The 18,666-nt window shown below is 72.0% G+C and carries 17 protein-coding genes and 1 riboswitch; of the genes, 8 read left to right on the top strand and 9 right to left on the bottom strand.

Annotated features, from left to right (window positions below):
- The first annotated feature begins 9 nt into the window (after positions 1 to 9).
- Positions 10 to 183 (top strand): hypothetical protein, encoded by a 174-nt coding sequence (locus tag ACGF5U_RS27420; RefSeq protein ID WP_392716765.1) that lies wholly within the window; start codon positions 10 to 12, stop codon positions 181 to 183.
- A 122-nt stretch (positions 184 to 305) separates the two neighbouring features.
- Here ACGF5U_RS27420 and ACGF5U_RS27415 read toward each other — a convergent pair whose 3' ends face one another.
- From ACGF5U_RS27415 to thrC, 5 genes are all read right to left on the bottom strand, one after another.
- Positions 306 to 1,754 carry an alanine/glycine:cation symporter family protein gene (locus ACGF5U_RS27415; protein WP_392716767.1) on the bottom strand — a complete coding sequence of 483 codons (1,449 nt, stop codon included), beginning with the start codon at positions 1,752 to 1,754 and terminating at the stop codon, positions 306 to 308.
- 211 nt (positions 1,755 to 1,965) lie between these two features.
- On the bottom strand, positions 1,966 to 3,588 hold the full coding sequence (gene groL, locus ACGF5U_RS27410; protein WP_392716770.1) for a chaperonin GroEL: 1,623 nt from the start codon (positions 3,586 to 3,588) through the stop codon (positions 1,966 to 1,968).
- A gap of 525 nt (positions 3,589 to 4,113) precedes the next feature.
- The gene (locus ACGF5U_RS27405; RefSeq protein ID WP_031073244.1) at positions 4,114 to 4,317 is read right to left on the bottom strand and encodes a cold-shock protein; all 204 of its coding nucleotides are present in this window, start codon (positions 4,315 to 4,317) and stop codon (positions 4,114 to 4,116) included.
- Positions 4,318 to 4,734: 417 nt separating this feature from the next.
- The gene (locus tag ACGF5U_RS27400; RefSeq protein ID WP_392716773.1) at positions 4,735 to 5,010 is read right to left on the bottom strand and encodes a MoaD/ThiS family protein; all 276 of its coding nucleotides are present in this window, start codon (positions 5,008 to 5,010) and stop codon (positions 4,735 to 4,737) included.
- A 43-nt stretch (positions 5,011 to 5,053) separates the two neighbouring features.
- Entirely contained in the window at positions 5,054 to 6,442 is a 1,389-nt protein-coding gene (thrC, locus tag ACGF5U_RS27395; protein ID WP_392716775.1) for a threonine synthase, read from the bottom strand.
- Positions 6,427 to 6,570: riboswitch (SAM riboswitch) on the bottom strand. Its footprint overlaps the gene before it by 16 nt.
- A gap of 131 nt (positions 6,571 to 6,701) precedes the next feature.
- On the opposite strand from thrC, the gene ACGF5U_RS27390 reads away from it, so the two are divergent.
- Positions 6,702 to 7,667 (top strand): glucosyl-3-phosphoglycerate synthase, encoded by a 966-nt coding sequence (locus ACGF5U_RS27390; RefSeq protein WP_392716951.1) that lies wholly within the window; start codon positions 6,702 to 6,704, stop codon positions 7,665 to 7,667.
- A 44-nt stretch (positions 7,668 to 7,711) separates the two neighbouring features.
- Positions 7,712 to 9,097 (top strand): trehalose-6-phosphate synthase, encoded by a 1,386-nt coding sequence (locus ACGF5U_RS27385; protein WP_392716777.1) that lies wholly within the window; start codon positions 7,712 to 7,714, stop codon positions 9,095 to 9,097.
- A 50-nt stretch (positions 9,098 to 9,147) separates the two neighbouring features.
- Here ACGF5U_RS27385 and otsB read toward each other — a convergent pair whose 3' ends face one another.
- The 3 genes from otsB to ACGF5U_RS27370 form a co-directional block, all read right to left on the bottom strand.
- Positions 9,148 to 10,008, bottom strand: coding sequence for a trehalose-phosphatase (gene otsB, locus ACGF5U_RS27380; protein WP_392716779.1), 861 nt, complete (start codon positions 10,006 to 10,008; stop codon positions 9,148 to 9,150).
- A 65-nt stretch (positions 10,009 to 10,073) separates the two neighbouring features.
- Positions 10,074 to 10,361 carry a DUF3263 domain-containing protein gene (locus tag ACGF5U_RS27375; protein ID WP_392716781.1) on the bottom strand — a complete coding sequence of 96 codons (288 nt, stop codon included), beginning with the start codon at positions 10,359 to 10,361 and terminating at the stop codon, positions 10,074 to 10,076.
- Between the two features lie 341 nt (positions 10,362 to 10,702).
- The gene (locus ACGF5U_RS27370) at positions 10,703 to 11,983 is read right to left on the bottom strand and encodes an ABC transporter substrate-binding protein (RefSeq protein ID WP_392716783.1); all 1,281 of its coding nucleotides are present in this window, start codon (positions 11,981 to 11,983) and stop codon (positions 10,703 to 10,705) included.
- Positions 11,984 to 12,186: 203 nt separating this feature from the next.
- Here ACGF5U_RS27370 and ACGF5U_RS27365 point away from each other — a divergent pair, with 203 nt between their 5' ends.
- The 5 genes from ACGF5U_RS27365 (at position 12,187) to ACGF5U_RS27345 (ending at position 17,660) form a co-directional block, all read left to right on the top strand.
- Positions 12,187 to 13,149 (top strand): SIS domain-containing protein, encoded by a 963-nt coding sequence (locus tag ACGF5U_RS27365; protein WP_392716785.1) that lies wholly within the window; start codon positions 12,187 to 12,189, stop codon positions 13,147 to 13,149.
- Positions 13,150 to 13,261: 112 nt separating this feature from the next.
- Positions 13,262 to 14,200, top strand: coding sequence for an ROK family protein (locus ACGF5U_RS27360; protein ID WP_392716787.1), 939 nt, complete (start codon positions 13,262 to 13,264; stop codon positions 14,198 to 14,200).
- Complete coding sequence (nagA, locus tag ACGF5U_RS27355; protein WP_392716789.1) at positions 14,200 to 15,345, top strand: N-acetylglucosamine-6-phosphate deacetylase; 1,146 nt, start codon at positions 14,200 to 14,202, stop codon at positions 15,343 to 15,345. The genes ACGF5U_RS27360 and nagA overlap by 1 nt, the downstream gene beginning before the upstream one ends.
- Before the next feature lie 160 nt (positions 15,346 to 15,505).
- A complete protein-coding gene (locus tag ACGF5U_RS27350) occupies positions 15,506 to 16,444 on the top strand; it encodes a 1-phosphofructokinase family hexose kinase (protein WP_392716791.1) in 939 nt (312 codons plus the stop codon).
- Positions 16,445 to 16,799: 355 nt separating this feature from the next.
- A complete protein-coding gene (locus ACGF5U_RS27345) occupies positions 16,800 to 17,660 on the top strand; it encodes a ketose-bisphosphate aldolase (RefSeq protein ID WP_392716793.1) in 861 nt (286 codons plus the stop codon).
- A gap of 12 nt (positions 17,661 to 17,672) precedes the next feature.
- Here ACGF5U_RS27345 and ACGF5U_RS27340 read toward each other — a convergent pair whose 3' ends face one another.
- Positions 17,673 to 18,623: a CBM35 domain-containing protein gene (locus ACGF5U_RS27340; protein WP_392716795.1), complete on the bottom strand. Its 951-nt coding sequence runs from the start codon at positions 18,621 to 18,623 to the stop codon at positions 17,673 to 17,675.
- Positions 18,624 to 18,666: the final 43 nt, after the last annotated feature.

Genomic DNA, 18,666 nt, shown 5'->3' with positions numbered 1-18,666 from the left:
AGTTCCGCCATGGACGGCATCGACAAGAAGGACCTGGACGCGGTCATCGCCAAGACCTACAACGAGGTCAAGAGCGCGGTCACCACGCACAGCGAGAAGAGTGTCCACATGTACAGCACCGCTCTGCGGGCGCTGCTGGAGCTGCGCGAGGTGGTCGTGGCCGAGGAGCACGCGGCGGGCTGATCCGCGTCGCCGGAGCGACGCGGCGGGCTGATCCGCGTCGCCGGAGCCCGAGCCGGAACCCGGGCACGAACGAGGGCGGCACCCCCCGCGCGGGGTGCCGCCCTCGGCGTACGTACGGGCCGTCAGGAGGCGACGGGGGCGCGGACGTCCTCCTGGGGGGCGTCCCAGCACTCGACGTTCCGCAGGTCCGGGAGCCGGTCGGCGGTGAAGACCGGGTCGAGGCCCGCGCGGCGCTGGGCCTGGTAGTCGTCCAGCAGCCGGAAGGCGATCACGGACAGCGGGACGATCGCCACCAGGTTGACCAGGGCCATGAAGCCCATGAAGACGTCCGCGAGGTTCCACACCACGCTCACCGAGCCGAGCGCGCCCAGGAAGACGGTCACGAGGACCAGGATCCGGTAGGACGGCAGGACCCACCGCTTGCGGGTCATGAACTCGATGTTGGACTCGCCGTAGTAGTAGTTCCCGATCAGCGTCGAGAAGCACAGCATGAAGACGACGGCGGTCAGCACGTGCCCGGCCCACGCGCCGAGCGTCGACTGGAGAGCGGACTGCGTCAGGTCGGCGCCCTGGCGGCCGGCGAGCGACGGGTTCGTGGTGAGGATGATGAACGCCGTCATCGAGCAGATCAGCAGCGTGTCGAAGAAGACGCCCAGGGACTGCACGAGGCCCTGCTTGACCGGGTGGGAGACCTCGGCGGTGGCGCTGGCGTTCGGGGCCGAGCCGAGCCCGGCCTCGTTGGAGAACATGCCGCGGCGGATGCCGTTCTGGATGGCCGCGCCGATCGCGCCGCCCGCGACCTCGCGGAAGCCGAAGGCGCCGCCGACGATGTCGGCGAAGACGCGCGGGACGTCGCCGATGTTCAGCAGGACGACGGCGATACCGAGCAGCAGGTAGACGATCGCCATGACCGGCACGAGCAGCTGGGTGACGGAGGCGATCCGGCGGACCCCGCCGAAGATCACCAGGCCGAGCAGCAGGGCGACGCCGAGACCCATGGCCGGCGCGAACCACTCCTCGCCGCCGGCCGCGAACGAGCCGCCGGCGACGGCGGTGATCGTGTTGGACTGGACGGCGTTGAAGACGAAGCCGAAGGTCACCGTGATGGTGACGGCGAAGACGAAGCCGAGCCACGGCTTACCGAGCGCGCGCCGCATGTAGTACGCCGGGCCGCCCCGGTACGTGCCGTCGTCGCCGCGGACCTTGTACAGCTGGGCCAGCGTGGACTCCACGAACGCGGAGGCCGCGCCGACGAGCGCCATGACCCACATCCAGAAGACCGCGCCCGCGCCGCCGAGCGTGATCGCGGTGGCGACACCGGCGATGTTGCCGGTGCCGACACGGGCGGCGGCGGAGATCGTGAACGCCCCGAAGGACGAGACCGGCTTGCGGCCCCCGGTCCCCCGCGGGCCGGGCTCCTTCAGGACGCGCAGCATCTCGGGGAAGAGCCGCAGCTGCACCCCCTTGGAGCGGAGGGTGAAGTACAGGCCCGCGATCACGACGACCGGGATGAGCAGATAGGTCCAGAAGACGTCGTTGATGTCGACGATCAGGGCATCGAGGCTTTGCACAGGGATCCTTGTGGGGGGACGACTGGCGGGCAGGGGGCGGCGCGGGTCGTCGCGGGGCCCGAGCCATCTTCACATACGGCCGCCAACCAGGCATTACGTAAAAAATCACACGACCGCGTTCCGGACGCGCCCGAGGGCGGCACCCCTGGAGAAGGGGTGCCGCCCTCGGTGTGTCGGACGGGTCCGATCCGTGGCCTGACGGCCGGGCGGATCAGAAGTCCATGTCACCGCCCGGCATGCCGCCCGGAGCGGCCGCGGCGGCCTTCTCCGGCTTGTCGGCGATGACGGCCTCGGTGGTGAGGAACAGCGCGGCGATCGACGCGGCGTTCTGCAGCGCGGAGCGCGTCACCTTGGCCGGGTCGATGATGCCCTCGGCGACCAGGTCGACGTACTCGCCGGTCGCGGCGTTCAGGCCGTGGCCCGGGGTGAGGTTGCGCACCTTCTCCACCACGACGCCGCCCTCAAGGCCGGCGTTGACGGCGATCTGCTTGAGCGGAGCCTCCAGGGCGGCCTTCACGGCGGCGGCACCGGTGGCCTCGTCGCCGTCCAGGTCCAGCTTCTCGAAGACGCTGGTCGCCTGCAGCAGGGCCACGCCACCACCGGCGACGATGCCCTCCTCGACGGCGGCCTTGGCGTTGCGCACCGCGTCCTCGATGCGGTGCTTGCGCTCCTTGAGCTCCACCTCGGTGGCGGCGCCGGCCTTGATGACGGCCACGCCGCCGGCCAGCTTCGCGAGGCGCTCCTGGAGCTTCTCGCGGTCGTAGTCCGAGTCGGAGTTCTCGATCTCGGCACGGATCTGGTTGACGCGACCCTGAACCTGGTCGCTGTCGCCGGAGCCGTCGACGATCGTGGTCTCGTCCTTGGTGATGACGACCTTGCGGGCGCGGCCCAGCAGGTCGAGACCGGCGTTCTCCAGCTTGAGGCCGACCTCCTCGGAGATGACCTGGCCACCGGTGAGGATGGCGATGTCGCCGAGCATGGCCTTGCGGCGGTCGCCGAAGCCCGGGGCCTTGACGGCGACGGACTTGAAGGTGCCGCGGATCTTGTTGACGACCAGGGTCGACAGGGCCTCGCCCTCGACATCCTCGGCGATGATCAGCAGCGGCTTGCCCGACTGCATGACCTTCTCCAGCAGCGGAAGGAGGTCCTTCACGTTGCTGACCTTGGAGTTGACGATGAGGATGTAGGGGTCCTCGAGGACGGCCTCCATGCGCTCCATGTCGGTCGCGAAGTACGCCGAGATGTAGCCCTTGTCGAAGCGCATACCCTCGGTGAGCTCGAGCTCGAGCCCGAAGGTGTTGGACTCCTCGACGGTGATGACGCCTTCCTTGCCGACCTTGTCCATCGCCTCGGCGATGAGCTCGCCGATCTGGGTGTCGGCGGCGGAGATGGAGGCGGTGGAGGCGATCTGCTCCTTGGTCTCCACGTCCTTGGCCTGCTCGAGCAGGGCGCCGGAGACGGCCTCGACGGCCTTCTCGATGCCGCGCTTCAGCGCCATCGGGTTGGCACCCGCGGCGACGTTGCGCAGACCCTCACGGACGAGCGCCTGGGCGAGGACGGTCGCGGTGGTCGTACCGTCACCGGCGACGTCGTCCGTCTTCTTGGCGACTTCCTTGACCAGCTCGGCGCCGATCTTCTCGTACGGGTCCTCGAGCTCGATCTCCTTGGCGATGGACACACCATCGTTGGTGATCGTGGGGGCGCCCCACTTCTTCTCGAGGACGACGTTGCGACCCTTGGGGCCAAGGGTGACCTTGACGGCGTCGGCGAGCTGGTTCATCCCGCGCTCGAGACCGCGCCGTGCCTCCTCGTCGAACGCGATGATCTTGGCCATGTGAAGTGGTCCTCCCGGACTTATGGGGTCTCCCCTGCTCGAACGCAGTTGAGAGCTTGGGGAAGGATTGCTCCGGACCGCGCTGGCGCCCGCGACGGACGGCCTGCGTGCCGTGTGGTTCCTTGCCCCACGCGGCCTGCGGGCCTCACCGACGAGGTCCTTCGTTGTCACTCTCACCTTCAGAGTGCTAACGCCAATGATTAGCACTCGACCCCTGCGAGTGCAAGCGCCCCGGGCGCCCGGCCGCGCCTCCGGGCGGCCGCGCGGCCGTGCGTCCAGGCCGCCGCGCGGCCGTGCGCCGGGCCGCCGCGCGACCCCGTACGCGCGCCAGGGCGGGATCCCGCGCACGGGCGGGACGAGGCCCCGTACGCGGGCATGACGCGACCCCGCACGCGGCCCCCCACGCGATCCCGATCCCGCACGCGGGTACGCATGAGGGGCTCGTATCCCCCTCCGGGATACGAGCCCCTCAGCACGCCACGGCGGCTGGCCGCGCGTGAAGTCGATGGCCGAATCGCGCCGTTCTCAGCCGGCGAGCTTGACCATGTCCGCCTGCGGACCCTTCTGGCCCTGCGAGATCTCGAACTCGACTCGCTGACCTTCTTCAAGGGTGCGGTACCCGTCCATCTGGATCGCGCTGTAGTGGACGAAAACATCCGCACCACCGTCGACCGCGATGAAGCCGTACCCCTTCTCCGCGTTGAACCACTTGACGGTGCCCTGAGCCATGCCTAACTCCCCTATTACTGGCCCTTGCACAGGACCGCACTTCGCGGACCCGGGTCAGACCTCGCTCCCTGACAGGCGGGAACGTGCGCCGGAACGCGTCGACCGCGGCTGAATGTATCTGCCCAACTGCCCTCTGCAACAGGTCAATCGGACGAGAATTCCGAGCAGGCGTGAACGGAGAAACCGCTGGAATTTACCCGATCCCAGGGCAAGTCGGGCCCGGCAAAGCGCACAAATGGCGCATAACGCTCGGACACTTTGGCTGCATCTCGTCGTGACGGGGCGCATTCTCATATGCGGCGGGCAAGAGCAGCGGTGGGGACTTCCCCAACTCTACCGCGCTCAACCATGCAGAATTGCCCCCTCCGCTTTTACTCGCGGAGGGGGCAGGGGTCGTTCTGCGAGGCGATGAGGCGATCAGCCGCCGGCGACCGCGGGGATGATCGAGACGCCCGCACCGTCCGGCGTGGCGGTCGCGAGGCCGCCCTCGAAGCGGACGTCGTCGTCGTTGACGTACACGTTGACGAAGCGGCGCAGCTGCCCCTGGTCGTCCAGGACGCGCGCGGCGATGCCGGGGTGGCTCCGCTCCAGGGACGCGATGACCTCGGAGAGGGTCGATCCCTCGGCGGGCACCTCGGCCTTGCCGCCGGTGTACGTGCGGAGGATGGTGGGGATGCGGACGTTGACGCTCATGCGGTTGCTCTCCTCAGGGTCTCGGCGATGGCTCGGCGGCAGCTCAGCGGGCCAGGCCGGCGTCGCGGAACGCGTCCAGGCTGGGGCGGATGGTCGCGGTGGGGCCGGTGGTCGGGGCGACCGCGTCGAGGGTCTTGAGGCCGTCGCCGGTGTTGAGGACGACGGTGGTGAGGGACGGGTCGAGTACGCCGTTCTCGATCAGCTTGCGGGTCACCCCCACCGTCACCCCGCCGGCCGTCTCGGCGAAGATGCCCTCGGTACGGGCCAGCAGCTTGATGGCGTCCACGACCTGCTCGTCGTTCACGTCCTCCACCGCGCCACCGGTGCGGCGGGCGATGTCCAGGACGTACGGCCCGTCGGCGGGGTTGCCGATGGCCAGCGACTTGGCGATGGTGTTCGGCTTCTGCGGCCGTACGACGTCGTGACCGGCCTTGAAAGCCGTGGACACCGGGGAGCAGCCCTCCGCCTGGGCGCCGAAGATCTTGTAAGGCCTGTCCTCGACGAGGCCCAGCCTGATGAGCTCCTGCAGCCCCTTGTCGATCTTCGTGAGCTGCGAGCCCGAGGCGATCGGGATCACCAGCTGGTCGGGCAGCCGCCAGCCGAGCTGCTCGCAGATCTCGTACGCGAGGGTCTTGGAACCCTCGGCGTAGTACGGGCGGAGGTTGACGTTGACGAAGCCCCAGCCCTCGCCGAGCGGGTCGCCGATGAGCTCCGAGCAGAAGCGGTTGACGTCGTCGTAGTTGCCCTCGATGCCGACGAGCTCACCGCCGTACACGGCGGCCATGACGACCTTGCCCTGCTCCAGGTCGTGCGGGATGAACACGCAGGAGCGGAAGCCGGCGCGGGCGGCGGCGGCGCCGACGGCACCCGCGAGGTTTCCGGTGGAGGAACAGGACAGGGTGGTGAAGCCGAAGGCGCGGGCGGCCTCGAGGGCCTGGGCGACGACCCGGTCCTTGAAGGAGTGCGTCGGGTTGCCCGAGTCGTCCTTGACGAACAGCTTGCCCGGCTCGACGCCCAGCTCACGGGCGAGGTTGTCGGCCTGGACGAGCTGGGTCCAGCCGGGGTTGAGGTTCGGCTTCTCCGTCACGTCGGCGGGGACGGGGAGGAGCGGGGCGTACCGCCAGATGCTGGCGGGGCCGGCCTCGATCCGGGCGCGGAGCGCCTCCGGGTCGCCGGACGGCAGGTCGTAGGCGATTTCGAGGGGGCCGAAACACAGCTCGCAGGCGAAGACGGGGCCGAGCGGGAAGCGCTCGCCGCATTCACGGCAGGAAAGCGCGGAGGCGGGCCCGAGGTCGACGGATCCGGCGGAGGCGGCAGCGGGGTCGACGGCGTCGGCGGAAGCGGTACCGGGAGTGCCGGAAGTGCCGGAAGTGGTGGGTGCGGCGGTCTGCACAGCCATGGAGGCGAGGCCCTTTCTCCTCATCTTTCTCATTGGCGCGTTTCGCCATGAGACGGATTTGGCACCTTCCCTAGCCGGGGCCCCGCGGTGGATATGCGGTGCCGGCTGGAGGGTTGCCGGGGCTTCATCGGGCCGTTTCCCTCTGCCCCTCTGGATGAGCGGTATGTGATTGTCGGCGCGGGACCCCGGCATGCGGTGGTCTCGCGCGTTGTTCAAGACTGTAACCGAAGGTCCGGACGCTTGAGATAGTCGTCCGAACCGCGAGATGGATCACAGACGAGGAGTGGCGCGGGTGCTGGAAGAGGTGGAGCGCTGGCTGGACCGGCGGTCCTGGAACGTGGCCGACCGGCCGATCGACCAGCTGCTCGCCGCCAAACAGACGCACGGGACGACGGTCAGCGTGGTCCTGCCCGCGCTGAACGAGGAGGCCACGGTCGGCGAGATCGTGGCCGTGATCCGGCGCGAGCTCATGTCCGCCGCCGTGCCCCTGGTCGACGAGCTAGTCGTGGTCGACTCGGGCTCCACCGACCGTACGGCGGAGGTCGCGGCGGCGGCGGGCGCGCGGGTGGTCGCGCGGGACGAGGTGCTGCCCCGCGTCCCCGCCGTGCCCGGCAAGGGCGAGGTGCTGTGGCGTTCCCTGCTGGTGACGGGCGGGGACGTCGTGTGCTTCGTCGACGCCGACCTGCGGGAGTTCAAGGCGGACTTCGTCACCGGGATCGTCGGCCCGCTGCTGACGGACCCCGACGTGGAGTTCGTGAAGGCGATGTACGACCGCCCGCTCGCGGACGGTGGCACCGGCCCGGTCGGCGGCCAGGGTGGCCGGGTGACGGAGCTGGTGGCCCGCCCGCTGCTGAACCTGCACTGGCCGCTGCTCGCCGGATTCGTCCAGCCGCTGGGCGGCGAGTACGCGGCGCGCCGCTCGCTGCTCGAACGACTGCCCTTCCCGGTCGGCTACGGCGTGGAGCTCGGCCTTCTGGTGGACGCGCTGCACACGGTCGGCCTGGACGCGCTGGCCCAGGTCGACGTGGGCGTGCGGCTGCACCGGCACCAGGACGACCGGGCGCTGGGGCGGATGGCTGCGGCGATCTACCGGACGGCGCAGCTACGGCTGTCGCGGGGGCACCTGGTGCGGCCGAGGCTGACCCAGTTCGACCGTACGGAGGACGGCTTCGCGCCGCGCACGCATCCCGTCGACACGGAGGAGCGACCGCCGATGGCAGAGGTGACGGAGTACACGAGAAAGCGCCGCGTGGCTTGATTTCCGTACGTTTGAGCGTTTCTGGTACGGGCTAGGTTCGCCACATGGTCTCCGAGATTCTGGTGGCATCGAACCGCGGTCCGGTCAGCTACGCCCTCCGCGAGGACGGCTCGCTGGAGGCGAGGCGCGGCGGAGGGGGCCTGGTCTCGGGCCTGTCCGCGATCGGCCCCGACGCCGGGGCGCTGTGGGTGTGCGCCGCGCTGGGCGACGGCGACCGTGAGGCGGTACGGCGCGGGATCGGCGAGCCGGGCGTCCGCATGCTGGACATCCCGTCCGAGACGCAGGAGGCGGCGTACAACGGCATCGCCAACTCGGTGCTGTGGTTCGTGCACCACATGCTCTACCAGACGCCGCTGGAACCCGTCTTCGACGCGGAGTTCCGCCGCCGGTGGGAGGAGTACCGGGCGTACAACCGCGCGTTCGCCGAGGCCCTGGCGGCGGAGGCGGCGCCCGGCGCGGCGGTCCTGATCCAGGACTACCACCTGGCGCTGGCGCCGGGCATGCTCCGCGCGCTCCGCCCGGACCTCCGCATCGGCCACTTCTCGCACACCCCGTGGGCGCCGCCGGACTACTTCGGCATGCTGCCCGACGACATCGCGGAGGAGCTGCTGCGCGGCATGCTCGGCGCGGACCGCCTCGGCTTCCTCACCCACCGCTGGGCGGAGGCGTTCGCCGCGTGCTGCGCCCGCCTCGTGGGCGGCACGGGCACCACGGAGATCGGCGTGCACGGCCTCGGCGCGGACGGCGACTTCCTCCGCGCCAGGTCGCGCGAGGCGGACGTGGCGGACCGCATGGCGCTGCTCCGCGACCAGATCGGCGGCACCGACCGCAGGACGGTCATCCGCGTGGACCGTACGGAGCTGTCCAAGAACATCGTGCGCGGCCTCCTGGCGTACCGCGCCCTCCTCGCCGACCACCCGGAGTGGCGCGAGCGGGTCGTCCACATCGCCTTCGCGTACCCGTCGCGGCAGGACCTGGAGGTGTACCGGGCGTACACGGCGGAGGTCTCCCGGCTGGCGACGGAGATCAACGCGGAGTACGGCACAGAGGGCTGGACCCCGGTCATCCTCCACGTGAAGGACGACTTCGCCCGGTCCCTGGCGGCGTACCGGCTGGCGGACGTGGCGCTGGTCAACCCGATCCGGGACGGCATGAACCTGGTCGCGAAGGAGGTCCCGGTGGTCTCCGACGCGGGCTGCGCGCTGGTGCTGTCGCGGGAGGCGGGGGCGTACGAGGAGCTGCGGGAGGACGCGCTCGTCGTGAACCCGTACGACGTGACGGGCACGGCGGAGGCCCTGCACCAGGCGCTGACGATGCCGGAGGCGGAACGCGCGGAACGCACGAAGCGCCTGGCCGCTGCGGCGACGGCGCTGCCGCCGCAGCGCTGGTTCCTGGACCAGCTGGAAGCCCTGCGGGCGGCACGGGGCTGAGGTGGCGGACGCCCTTTCGCGAGCCGTTCGACATCGACCTGGACGCCTCGTCACTCGCGTAGCGCCCCCGCGAGGGCCGCGAGGAAGGTGACGACCGCCGCCGGACCCGGGACGGTGAGGTCGGCGCGGGCGGCGAGTTCGGTGACCTCGTCGCTGCCGCTGCAGATCAGGAGCCCCGGGGTGCCGTCGGAGCGGAGCTTCTCCACGGCCGCGTAGGCCGGGAGGTCGCCGAGGTCGTCGCCCGCGTAGAGGACGGCTTCCGCACCGGTCTCGCGGACGTGGTCGGTGAGCGCCTGGCCCTTGTCCATGCCGGGCGGGCGCAGCTCCAGGACCAGACGGCCCGGTTCCACCACGAGGCCGTGGCGGCTCGCCAGGTCGGCGAGCGGGCCGGACAGGGCGTCGAACGCGGCCTGGGGGTTCTCGGCGCGGCGGGTGTGGACGGCGACCGCGCGGCCCTTCTCCTCGGTCCAGGTGCCGGGCCAGGGGCCCGCCGCGTCGAGGACCGCGGGGAGTTCCGCCCGGACCGCCGCGACACCCGGGTGCTCAGGCGCCGCGGTGAACTCGCCGGTCGCCGCGTCCCACCGCTCGGCGCCGTAGTGCCCGAGGACCACCAGGTGGTCCAGGCCCGGCACCCCGGCGAAGCCGCCGTATCGCACGGCGAGTTCGGCCGGGCGGCCGGTGACCACGGCGACGGACGCCACCCGGGGCGCGAGCGCGGCGAGCGCGGCCACGGCGCCGGGGTGGGCGCGGGCCTGTTCGGGGTCGGGGACGATCGGCGCGAGGGTGCCGTCGAAGTCGACGGCGACGACCGCCTTGCCGGGTCGCGCCAGGATCGCCGCCAGGCCGTCCCGGCCGGCGGGCGTGGTGGGCCGGGGCAGCGCGGACGGCAGGGACTCCGGGTTGGTGGACATGTGTGCCTATCTATCCACCCGGCCCATGACTCACACCTGGCCGTCTCGCGACACGGGTGGGCGTATCACATGCCGGAATGCCCGGGGGCCTCGCGGCGAGCCTCGCGTTCCGCGCGGACGCGGCGCAGCCGGTTGACGGTGACCGGGTCGTGGGCCAGGGCCCGTTCGTCGTCCAGGAGGGCGTTGAGCAGCTGGTAGTAGCGGGTCGGCGAGATGCCGAGACGCTCCCTGATCGCGCGCTCCTTGGCGCCCGGCCCCGGCCACGAGCGCGCTTCCATGGCGAGGACGGTGCGCTCGCGCTCACCGAGCGGGCCCGGGGTCCGGCCCTGGCGCGGGGATTCGGGTGCGGTCATATGAGCAACTTAGCTACTCCAACCACCGCCACGCCCACCGACCGCGGGCCCGGCCAGCCCGCTCACCACCGGCGGACCTGGTGCGGGGCTGCGCCACCTCCGGCGGACCTGGTGCGGGCCGCGCCCGCCACCGGCGGATCCGGTGCGAGCCGCGTCCGCCACCGGCGACCGGCACCGGCACCGACCGGGCGGGCGTTCCGGGACTCACCGCTCCCTGGGCCGCCCCAGGCCACCCCGGGCCGACCCGACTGCACCGGCCGGCCCGCCTGCACCCGCCGGCCCGACTGCACCGGCCGGCCCGGTGGACGCGGGCCTGCCGGGCGGCGTCGCGGACGGGGGCGCTACTCCGCGGCCTTCGCCGCCGCCTGTTCCGCCGCTCGGGCGTCGCGGGAGATCTGTTCCAGGACCGACTTCGGGTCGGCGCCGGGCGCTACCGCCTTGCCGATGTTCTTCTTGACGCTCTCGCTGACCCGCGCCCACGACGTCTGGCCGACCGGGTAGAGCTCCGAGCCGGGCAGCTCCTCCAGGAACTTCCGCAGCGGCGCGTGCGCCGGGTCGGCCTTCATGGCGGTGTTGGCGGTGACGGTGACGGGCAGCAGGTCGTACTGGTCGGAGAAGGCGACCACGTTCTTGTCCTCGTACACGAAGTCGAGGAACGCGCCGATCTCCTTGCGGTGGCCGTTCTGCTTGAAGGCCATCATCCAGTCGGCGACGCCCATCGAGCCCTTGGCCCTGCCGTCGATGCCGGGCAGTGCCACCTTGCCGACCTTGACCCCGGCCTTCTCGGCCGCCTCCATCAGCGTCGGGTGGCCGTTGAGCATGCCGACCTCGCCGCGGACGAACGCGTCGAACGCCTCCTGCCGGTCGAGCTCGCCGGGCGCGTCGGGCCCGGTCAGCCCCTTGCCGACCAGGTTGTCCCTGAGCCAGGTGAAGGTGGTGACGTTCTCCGGCGAGTCGATCTGGTACGAGGTGTCGGTCGCGTCGCGGTAGCCGCCGCCTCCGCTGAGCATCCAGATCATGGTCTCCGCCTGGGACTCCTCCGAGCCGAGCGGCAGCGCGAAGGGGTAGGTGACGTCCTTGGCCTTCAGCTTCTGCGCGGCCTTCTGGATGTCCTCCCAGCTCTCCGGTGGCTTGGCCCCGGCCTTGTCGAAGAGGTCCTCGTTGAAGAACAGCAGCCGGGTGCTCGCGCCGAACGGCATGCCGTACTGCGTCCGGCCGACCTCGCCCGCCCGGCTGAGCATCGGCAGGAAGTTGGCCTGGGTGGGGATGGAGAGCAGGTCGTCGACCGGGTACAGCTTGTCGGCCTGGGCGAAGTCGGCGTACGCGCCGATCTGCGCGAGGTCGGGCGCCTCGCCCCGGTCGACCATCTCCGCGACCTCGCGGTCGACGTCCTTCCAGGACAGGACGTTGACGTCGATCGTGACGCCGGGGTTCTTGCCCTCGTACTCGCGGGCGAGCCGGTCCCAGTACTTCTTCGAACTGTTCGCCTCGCCGCTGCCGTAGTCGGCGGCCACCAGCTTCAGGGTGACGTCCCCCGAATCGCCGGTGCCGCAGCCCGACAACGTTGCCGCGATGCCCAGTGCGGCCACCGCCGCGGTCAGTCTCGTGTAGCGGCGCTGCACAGCTCTTACCACCCTTGCTCTTCGTAGAGCTGCGATTTTGCCTCATTCCCGGCCATGAGGTCTACACCTAGGTCTAAACCACTGGTCATCCAAGGACGGTTGCCGGGCTCTCACGGGCACTGCTATGCAGATCGAACGCGCCGCCCCGTTCGATCCGCACGCACCCGACCGCATGGACCCGACTCCCAGGGGAGCTGCCTCACATGTCACGGACCACCGCCGAGATCGCCACCCAGCCCGCGTGCTGGCGCCGTGCCGCCGAGGCCGCCGCCGCCTTCGACGGACTTCCGCGCCCTGGTGAGCGGGTCGCCGTCACCGGCTGCGGCACCTCCTGGTTCATGGCCCTCGCCTACGCGGCCCTGCGCGAGGCGGCCGGGCAGGGCGAGACCGACGCGTTCGCGGCGTCCGAGTTCCCGCGGGGGCGCGCCGCCTCGTACGACCGGGTCGTCGCGATCACCCGTTCCGGTACGACCACCGAGGTCCTCGACCTGCTGGCCCGAATGGCCGGCGGGGCGCCCACGCTGGCCCTGACGGCGGACCCGAAGACGCCCGTCATGGACGCGGCGGACACGGTCGCGGTGCTGGACTGGGCGGACGAGGAGTCGGTCGTCCAGACGCGGTTCGCGACGACCGCGCTGGCGTTCCTGCGCGCGGGCCTCGACGACAGCCCGGTCGCCGACGGCGCGAACGGCGGCACCGGCCCGAACGGCGGCACGGGCGCGAGCGGCGTCGCCGGTCTGAAGACGGTCGCGGAGGCGGCGCTGGACGCGGAGCTCGCCGTGACCGAGCCCCTTCCGGAGGCGGTGCTCACGGCCGAGCAGTGGACGTTCCTGGGCCGGGGGTGGACCTACGGTCTCGCCCTGGAGGCGGCCCTGAAGATGCGCGAGGCGGCCGGGGCGTGGACGGAGGCGTACCCCGCGATGGAGTACCGGCACGGCCCGATCTCGATCACCGGGCCCGGCCGGGTGGCCTGGGTCTTCGGCGCCCTTCCGGAGGGCCTGGCCGGGGACGTCGCCCGGGTCGGGGGCACGCTCCACGCGCACGCGTCGGCGGACCCGATGGCGGATCTGGTGCGGGCGCAGCGGCTCGCCGTCGCGCTCGCGGAGGCCAGGGGGTACGACCCGGACCGCCCCAGGAACCTCACGCGGAGCGTCATCCTCTCGTGACCTGCCGTCACGACCGCAGGGAGGTTCGTCCGACCATCTGATTTGTATGGTGCGGCAACAATCCTCGCAAGTGGACTAGACCTTTCACGCCGCGCGGGCGACACTGTCTTCCGTGAGACACGTCATCGCCCTCGATGTGGGCGGCACCGGCATGAAAGCCGCCCTGGTCGGAGCGGACGGCACGCTGCTGTACGAGGCACGCCGCGCCACCGGCCGCGAGCGCGGACCCGACGCGGTCGTGGAGTCCATCCTCGGCTTCGCGGCCGAGCTGCACGCCCACGGCCGCGAGCGGTACGGCGTCGGCGCCTCGGCCGCCGGTGTCGCCGTCCCCGGCATCGTCGACGCCGACCGCGGAATCGCCGTCTACGCCGCCAACCTCGGCTGGCACGACATCCCGCTGCGCGCGCTGCTCGCCGAGCGGCTCGGCGGGCTGCCCGTCGCGCTCGGCCACGACGTCCGCACCGGCGGCCTCGCCGAGGGCCGGATCGGCGCGGGCAAGGGCGCCGACCGGTTCCTGTTCGTCCCGCTCGGCACCGGCATCGCGGGCGCCATCGGCATCGGCGGCGCGATCGAGGCCGGCGCGCACGGCTGCGCGGGCGAGATCGGCCATATCGTCGTACGCCCCGGCGGCCCCTCCTGCGGCTGCGGCCAGCGCGGCTGTCTGGAGACCCTCGCATCGGCCGCCGCGGTGACCCGCGCCTGGGCCGAGGCGAGCGGCGATCCCGACGCGGACGCCGCCGACTGCGCCAAGGCCGTCGAGTCGGGCGACGAACGGGCCGTACGGGTCTGGCGGAGCGCCGTGGACGCGCTCGCCGACGGGCTCGTCACCGCCCTCACCCTGCTGGACCCCCGCACGCTGATCATCGGTGGCGGCCTGGCCGAGGCGGGGGAAACGTTGTTCACACCCCTCAGGGCCGCCGTCGAGGAGCGCGTCACGTTCCAGAAGCTGCCCGCCATCGTCCCGGCGGCCCTCGGGGACACCGCCGGCTGCCTGGGCGCGGGACTCCTCGCCTGGGATCTCCTCGCCAACGACTCGGAAGGTAACGCCTGATGGCCGATCACAAGGTTCTCGCCGGCGCCCGCGTGGTGCTGCCGACCGGGATCGTGGACAGCGGGCGGGTGACCGTCGAAGGCAGGAGGATCACCGACGACGCCCCCGCCGACACGCCCGCCCTGGACCTGACAGGGCACTGGATCGTGCCCGGCTTCGTCGACATGCACAACCACGGCGGCGGCGGCGCCTCCTTCACCTCCGGCACCGTCGAGGAGGTCCTCAAGGGCGTCCACACGCACCGGCTGCACGGCACCACCACCCTCGTCGCCTCCACCGTCACCGGCGACATGGACTTCCTCGCGCACCGCGCCGGGCAGCTGTCCGAGCTCGCCGAGCAGGGCGACATCGCGGGCATCCACTTCGAGGGGCCGTTCATCTCGCCGTGCCGCAAGGGCGCCCACAGCGAGGCGCTGCTGCGCGACCCGCACCCGGCCGAGGTACGGAAGCTGATCGACGCGGGGCGCGGCCACTCCCGCATGGTCACCCTCGCCACCGAACTGCCCGGCGGCATCGACTCCGTACGGCTGCTCGCCGACCACGGAGTCATCGCGGCGATCGGCCACACCGACGCCACCTACGAGCAGACCGTGGAGGCCATCGAGGCGGGCGCCACCGTGGCCACCCACCTCTACAACGCGATGCCCGCCCTGAACCACCGCTCCCCCGGCCCGATCGCCGCGCTGCTGGAGGACGAGCGGATCACCGTCGAGCTGATCAACGACGGTACGCACCTGCACCCGGCCGCCCTGGAGCTGGCGTTCCGTCACGCGGGCGCGGAACGCGTCGCGTTCATCACGGACGCCATGGACGCGGCCGGCTTCGGGGACGGCGTCTACCACCTGGGGCCGCTGGAGGTCGAGGTCAGGGACGGGGTCGCGCGGCTGGTCGACGGCGGCTCGATCGCCGGGTCCACGCTCACCCTGGACACCGCGTTCAAGCGGGCCGCGACCATCGACAGGCTGCCCGTCGACGCGATCGTCCAGGCGATCTCCGCCAACCCGGCGAAGCTGCTCGGCATCGACGACCGCGTGGGCTCCCTGGAGCCGGGCAAGGACGCCGACCTGGTGATCCTCGACGCCGAATTCACCCTCAAGGGTGTCATGCGCCAGGGCGAATGGGTGATTGAACCCCAACTGGGCTGATTTCCGAATGAATTGCCGTACGGCGGTCGGCCCCGGGGACTGGGCCGACCGCCGTCTGTTTGGCATGATCGGGGCCCGGAGCAAGCGGTTGTGTCATCGTCGCCCGGCCGTCACCACCGACGGAGCCGCGGCGACCGGGACTTCGGGGGTGTGGTTACGGGTGATCCTGACGGTCACGCTCAACACGGCGCTGGACGTCACCTACACCGTGCCCGCGCTCGTCCCGCACACCGCGCACCGTGTCACCACCGTCGCCGAACGCCCCGGCGGCAAGGGCCTCAACGTCGCCCGCGTCCTCGCCGCCCTCGGCCACGACACGGTCGTCACCGGCTTCGCGGGCGGCCCCACCGGCGACCTCCTGCGCGGCCTCGTCGCCGAGCGGGCGGAGACGCTCCCGCTGCGCGACGCGCTCGTCCCCGTCGGCGGGAACACCCGCCGTACGGTCGCCGTCGTGGACACCGCCACCGGCGACACCACCCAGCTCAACGAACCCGGCCCGGTCGTCACACCCACCGAGTGGGCGACGCTCCTGACGACGTACGAGGAGCTGCTCACCGACGCCGACGCGGTCGCCCTCTGCGGCAGCCTGCCGCCCGGCGTCCACGTCGGCGCGTACGCCGATCTCGTCCGCCGCGCCCGCGCCGCCGGCGTCCCGGTCCTCCTCGACACCAGCGGCGAACCGCTGCGCCGCGGCATCGCCGCCCGCCCCGACCTCGTCAAGCCCAACGCCGACGAGCTCGCCGCGCTCACCGGCGCCCGCGAGCCGCTGCGCGCGACCCGGGACGCCCGCCGCCGGGGCGCCCACGCCGTGGTCACCTCACTCGGGGCCGACGGGCTGCTCGCCGTCACGCCCGACGGCACCTGGCACGCCGCGCCCACCGCACCCGTCAGGGGCAACCCCACGGGGGCGGGCGACTCGGCGGTCGCCGGGCTGCTCTCCGCCCTGGTGGAGCGGCTGCCGTGGCCGGAGCGGCTGGCCCGCGCCACCGCCCTCGCCACGGCGACCGTGCTGGCGCCCACGGCCGGCGAGTTCGACCCGCGCGACTACCGGCGGCTGCTCGACGGCATCACGGTGAGGGAGCACGCCGCGGCGGCCTGACGACGACCCGGAGACCCGGCGGAGCCCCGCCGCCCCGGAGGACCCCGAGAACCCGGAGGACCCGGAGAACCCCGAGAACCCGAAGGACCCGAAGAACCCGGAGGACCCCAAGACCCCCGAGGACCCGGAGGACCCGGAGAACCGGGAGGCCCCGAAGGACCCCGAGACCCTGAAGAACCCCGAGACCCCCGAGAACCCGAAGAACCCGAAGGACCCCGAGAACCCGGAGGACCGGGGCCAGGGGACCGGGGGGGCCGGAGGACCGGGGGGCCGGAGGACCGGGGCCGGAGGGGCGTGGGGAGGGCGAAGACCTCTCAGCGGCCGACGCTGAGCAGACGCACCGAAAGCAGGGGCCATGCCACTCGTGAACACCGGTGAACTCGTCACCCGGGCCCGCGCGGCCCACCACGCGGTCTTCGCCTTCAACGTCATCACGCTGGAACACGCCGAGGCGATCGCCCTCGGCGCCGAACGGGCCGGGACCCCCGCGATCCTCCAGGTCTCGGAGAACGCGGTGCGCTTCCACGGCGGCGACCTGTCCGCCGTCGCGGCCGCCTCGGCCGCGATCGCCCGCGCGTCCGGCGCGCCCCTCGCCCTCCACCTCGACCATGTGGTGTCCGTGGAGCTGCTGCACGCCGCGCACGCGCACGGCTTCGGCTCGGTGATGTTCGACGCGTCGGGACTCCCGTACGGCGACAACGTCAAGGCCACCGCCGAGGCGGTGCGCTGGGGCCACGAGCGGGGCATCTGGATCGAGGCGGAACTCGGCCGCGTCGGCGGCAAGGACGGCGAACCGCCGCTCGACGCGCACGCACCCGGCGTCCGCACCGACCCGGCCGAGGCCGCCGCGTACGTCGCCGACACCGGCGTCGACGCGCTGGCCGTCGCGGTCGGCTCCACGCACGCGATGACCGAACGCACGGCGGCCCTGGATCACACCCTGATCGCCGCGCTGCGCGGGGCCGTCCCCGTACCGCTGGTCCTGCACGGCTCGTCGGGCGTCCCGGACGCGGGACTACGGGCGGCGGCCGCCGCCGGCATGACGAAGATCAATGTCGGTACGGCCCTGAACGCCGCCTACACCGGCGCGATCCGCGCCTTCCTGGCGGCGGAGGCCGACACCTCGAAGGTCGACCCCCGCACGTACCTCACCGCCGCGCGCGAGGCGATGGCGGAGACGGTGACACGGTTCCTGAGCCTGCTCCGCACCCCGTGATCGCCGGACGGGTCAGGCCGGCTTGACCTCGAGCCAGTCCAGGATGACGTTGCACTGGTTGCCCTCCTCGCACGAGATCTTGATCTCGTTCTCACCCTTCTGCAGGGTGACGGGCGCCCAGGTGGTCTGCCAGCCCTTCTCCCACGCGGGATCGGTCTGGTTGATGAAGTCCTTCAGACCCAGCGGGTTGGAGTTCGGCTTGCCGTTGACGGTCAGGGTGGCGTTGGCCTCGACGGCCGGGATCGCGTAGCGCACGTAGAGCTTGAACTCGCCCGGGACGTCGACGTTCGCCTTCCAGGTGACCGCCGCGCCCACCGCGTTGAAGCCCGTCACATACGCACCGCCCGCACCCTTCGCGCCCTTGACCTCCGTGCCGAGGACGGCCGGCGGGGTCAGCTGGAGCGTGGCCGCGTCCTGCTTGGGGAGCTCGGCGGGGGCCTCGTCGGACGGCGAGGCGTCCGGGGACGGGGACTCCTCGACCTGGGTGGCTCCCGGAGACGGGTTCGTGCCGCCGGCCTTGTCCTTCTCGTCGCCGGTCTTGTTGAGCAGCGCCACCGTGATGCCGGCCACCACGACCAGGACGACGGTGATCGCGCCGATCAGCAGGCCCTTCGTGTTGGGCCCGCCGCCCCGGCCGCCGCGCTGCGGCTGCGCGGGCACCGGACGGGTGGGGGCACCGCCGGGGTAGGTCTCGGGCGCGGCGTACTGGGGGTGCGGCTGGCCGTACTGCTGCTGCGGGGCCTGGCCCTGCTGGGGCACCTGGCCGTACTGGCGCTCGCCGACCGCCCTGACCTGGTTGTACGACGTACGGGGCCGTCCCGGCTGGGCCGCCGGCCCCGGGTAGCCGTAGCCGCCCTGGCGCTGCGACGAGGCAGCCGAGGCCTGACCGTCCGCGTACAGGTAGCCGAACGGGTCCTCGTCCTCGGGCGTGCCCGCGCCGTTGCCGTTGTTACCGGCAGCCATCCCTGGTCACTCCTCATCCGTGCTCGCCAGCCGTCTACCGACC

Origin of the sequence: Streptomyces sp. NPDC047886 (assembly GCF_043204435.1) — a bacterium.
Classification (GTDB): Bacteria; Actinomycetota; Actinomycetes; order Streptomycetales; family Streptomycetaceae; genus Streptomyces.
Note: the sequence above shows the minus strand (reverse complement) of the source record. Positions and strands in the feature narration are given on the sequence as shown.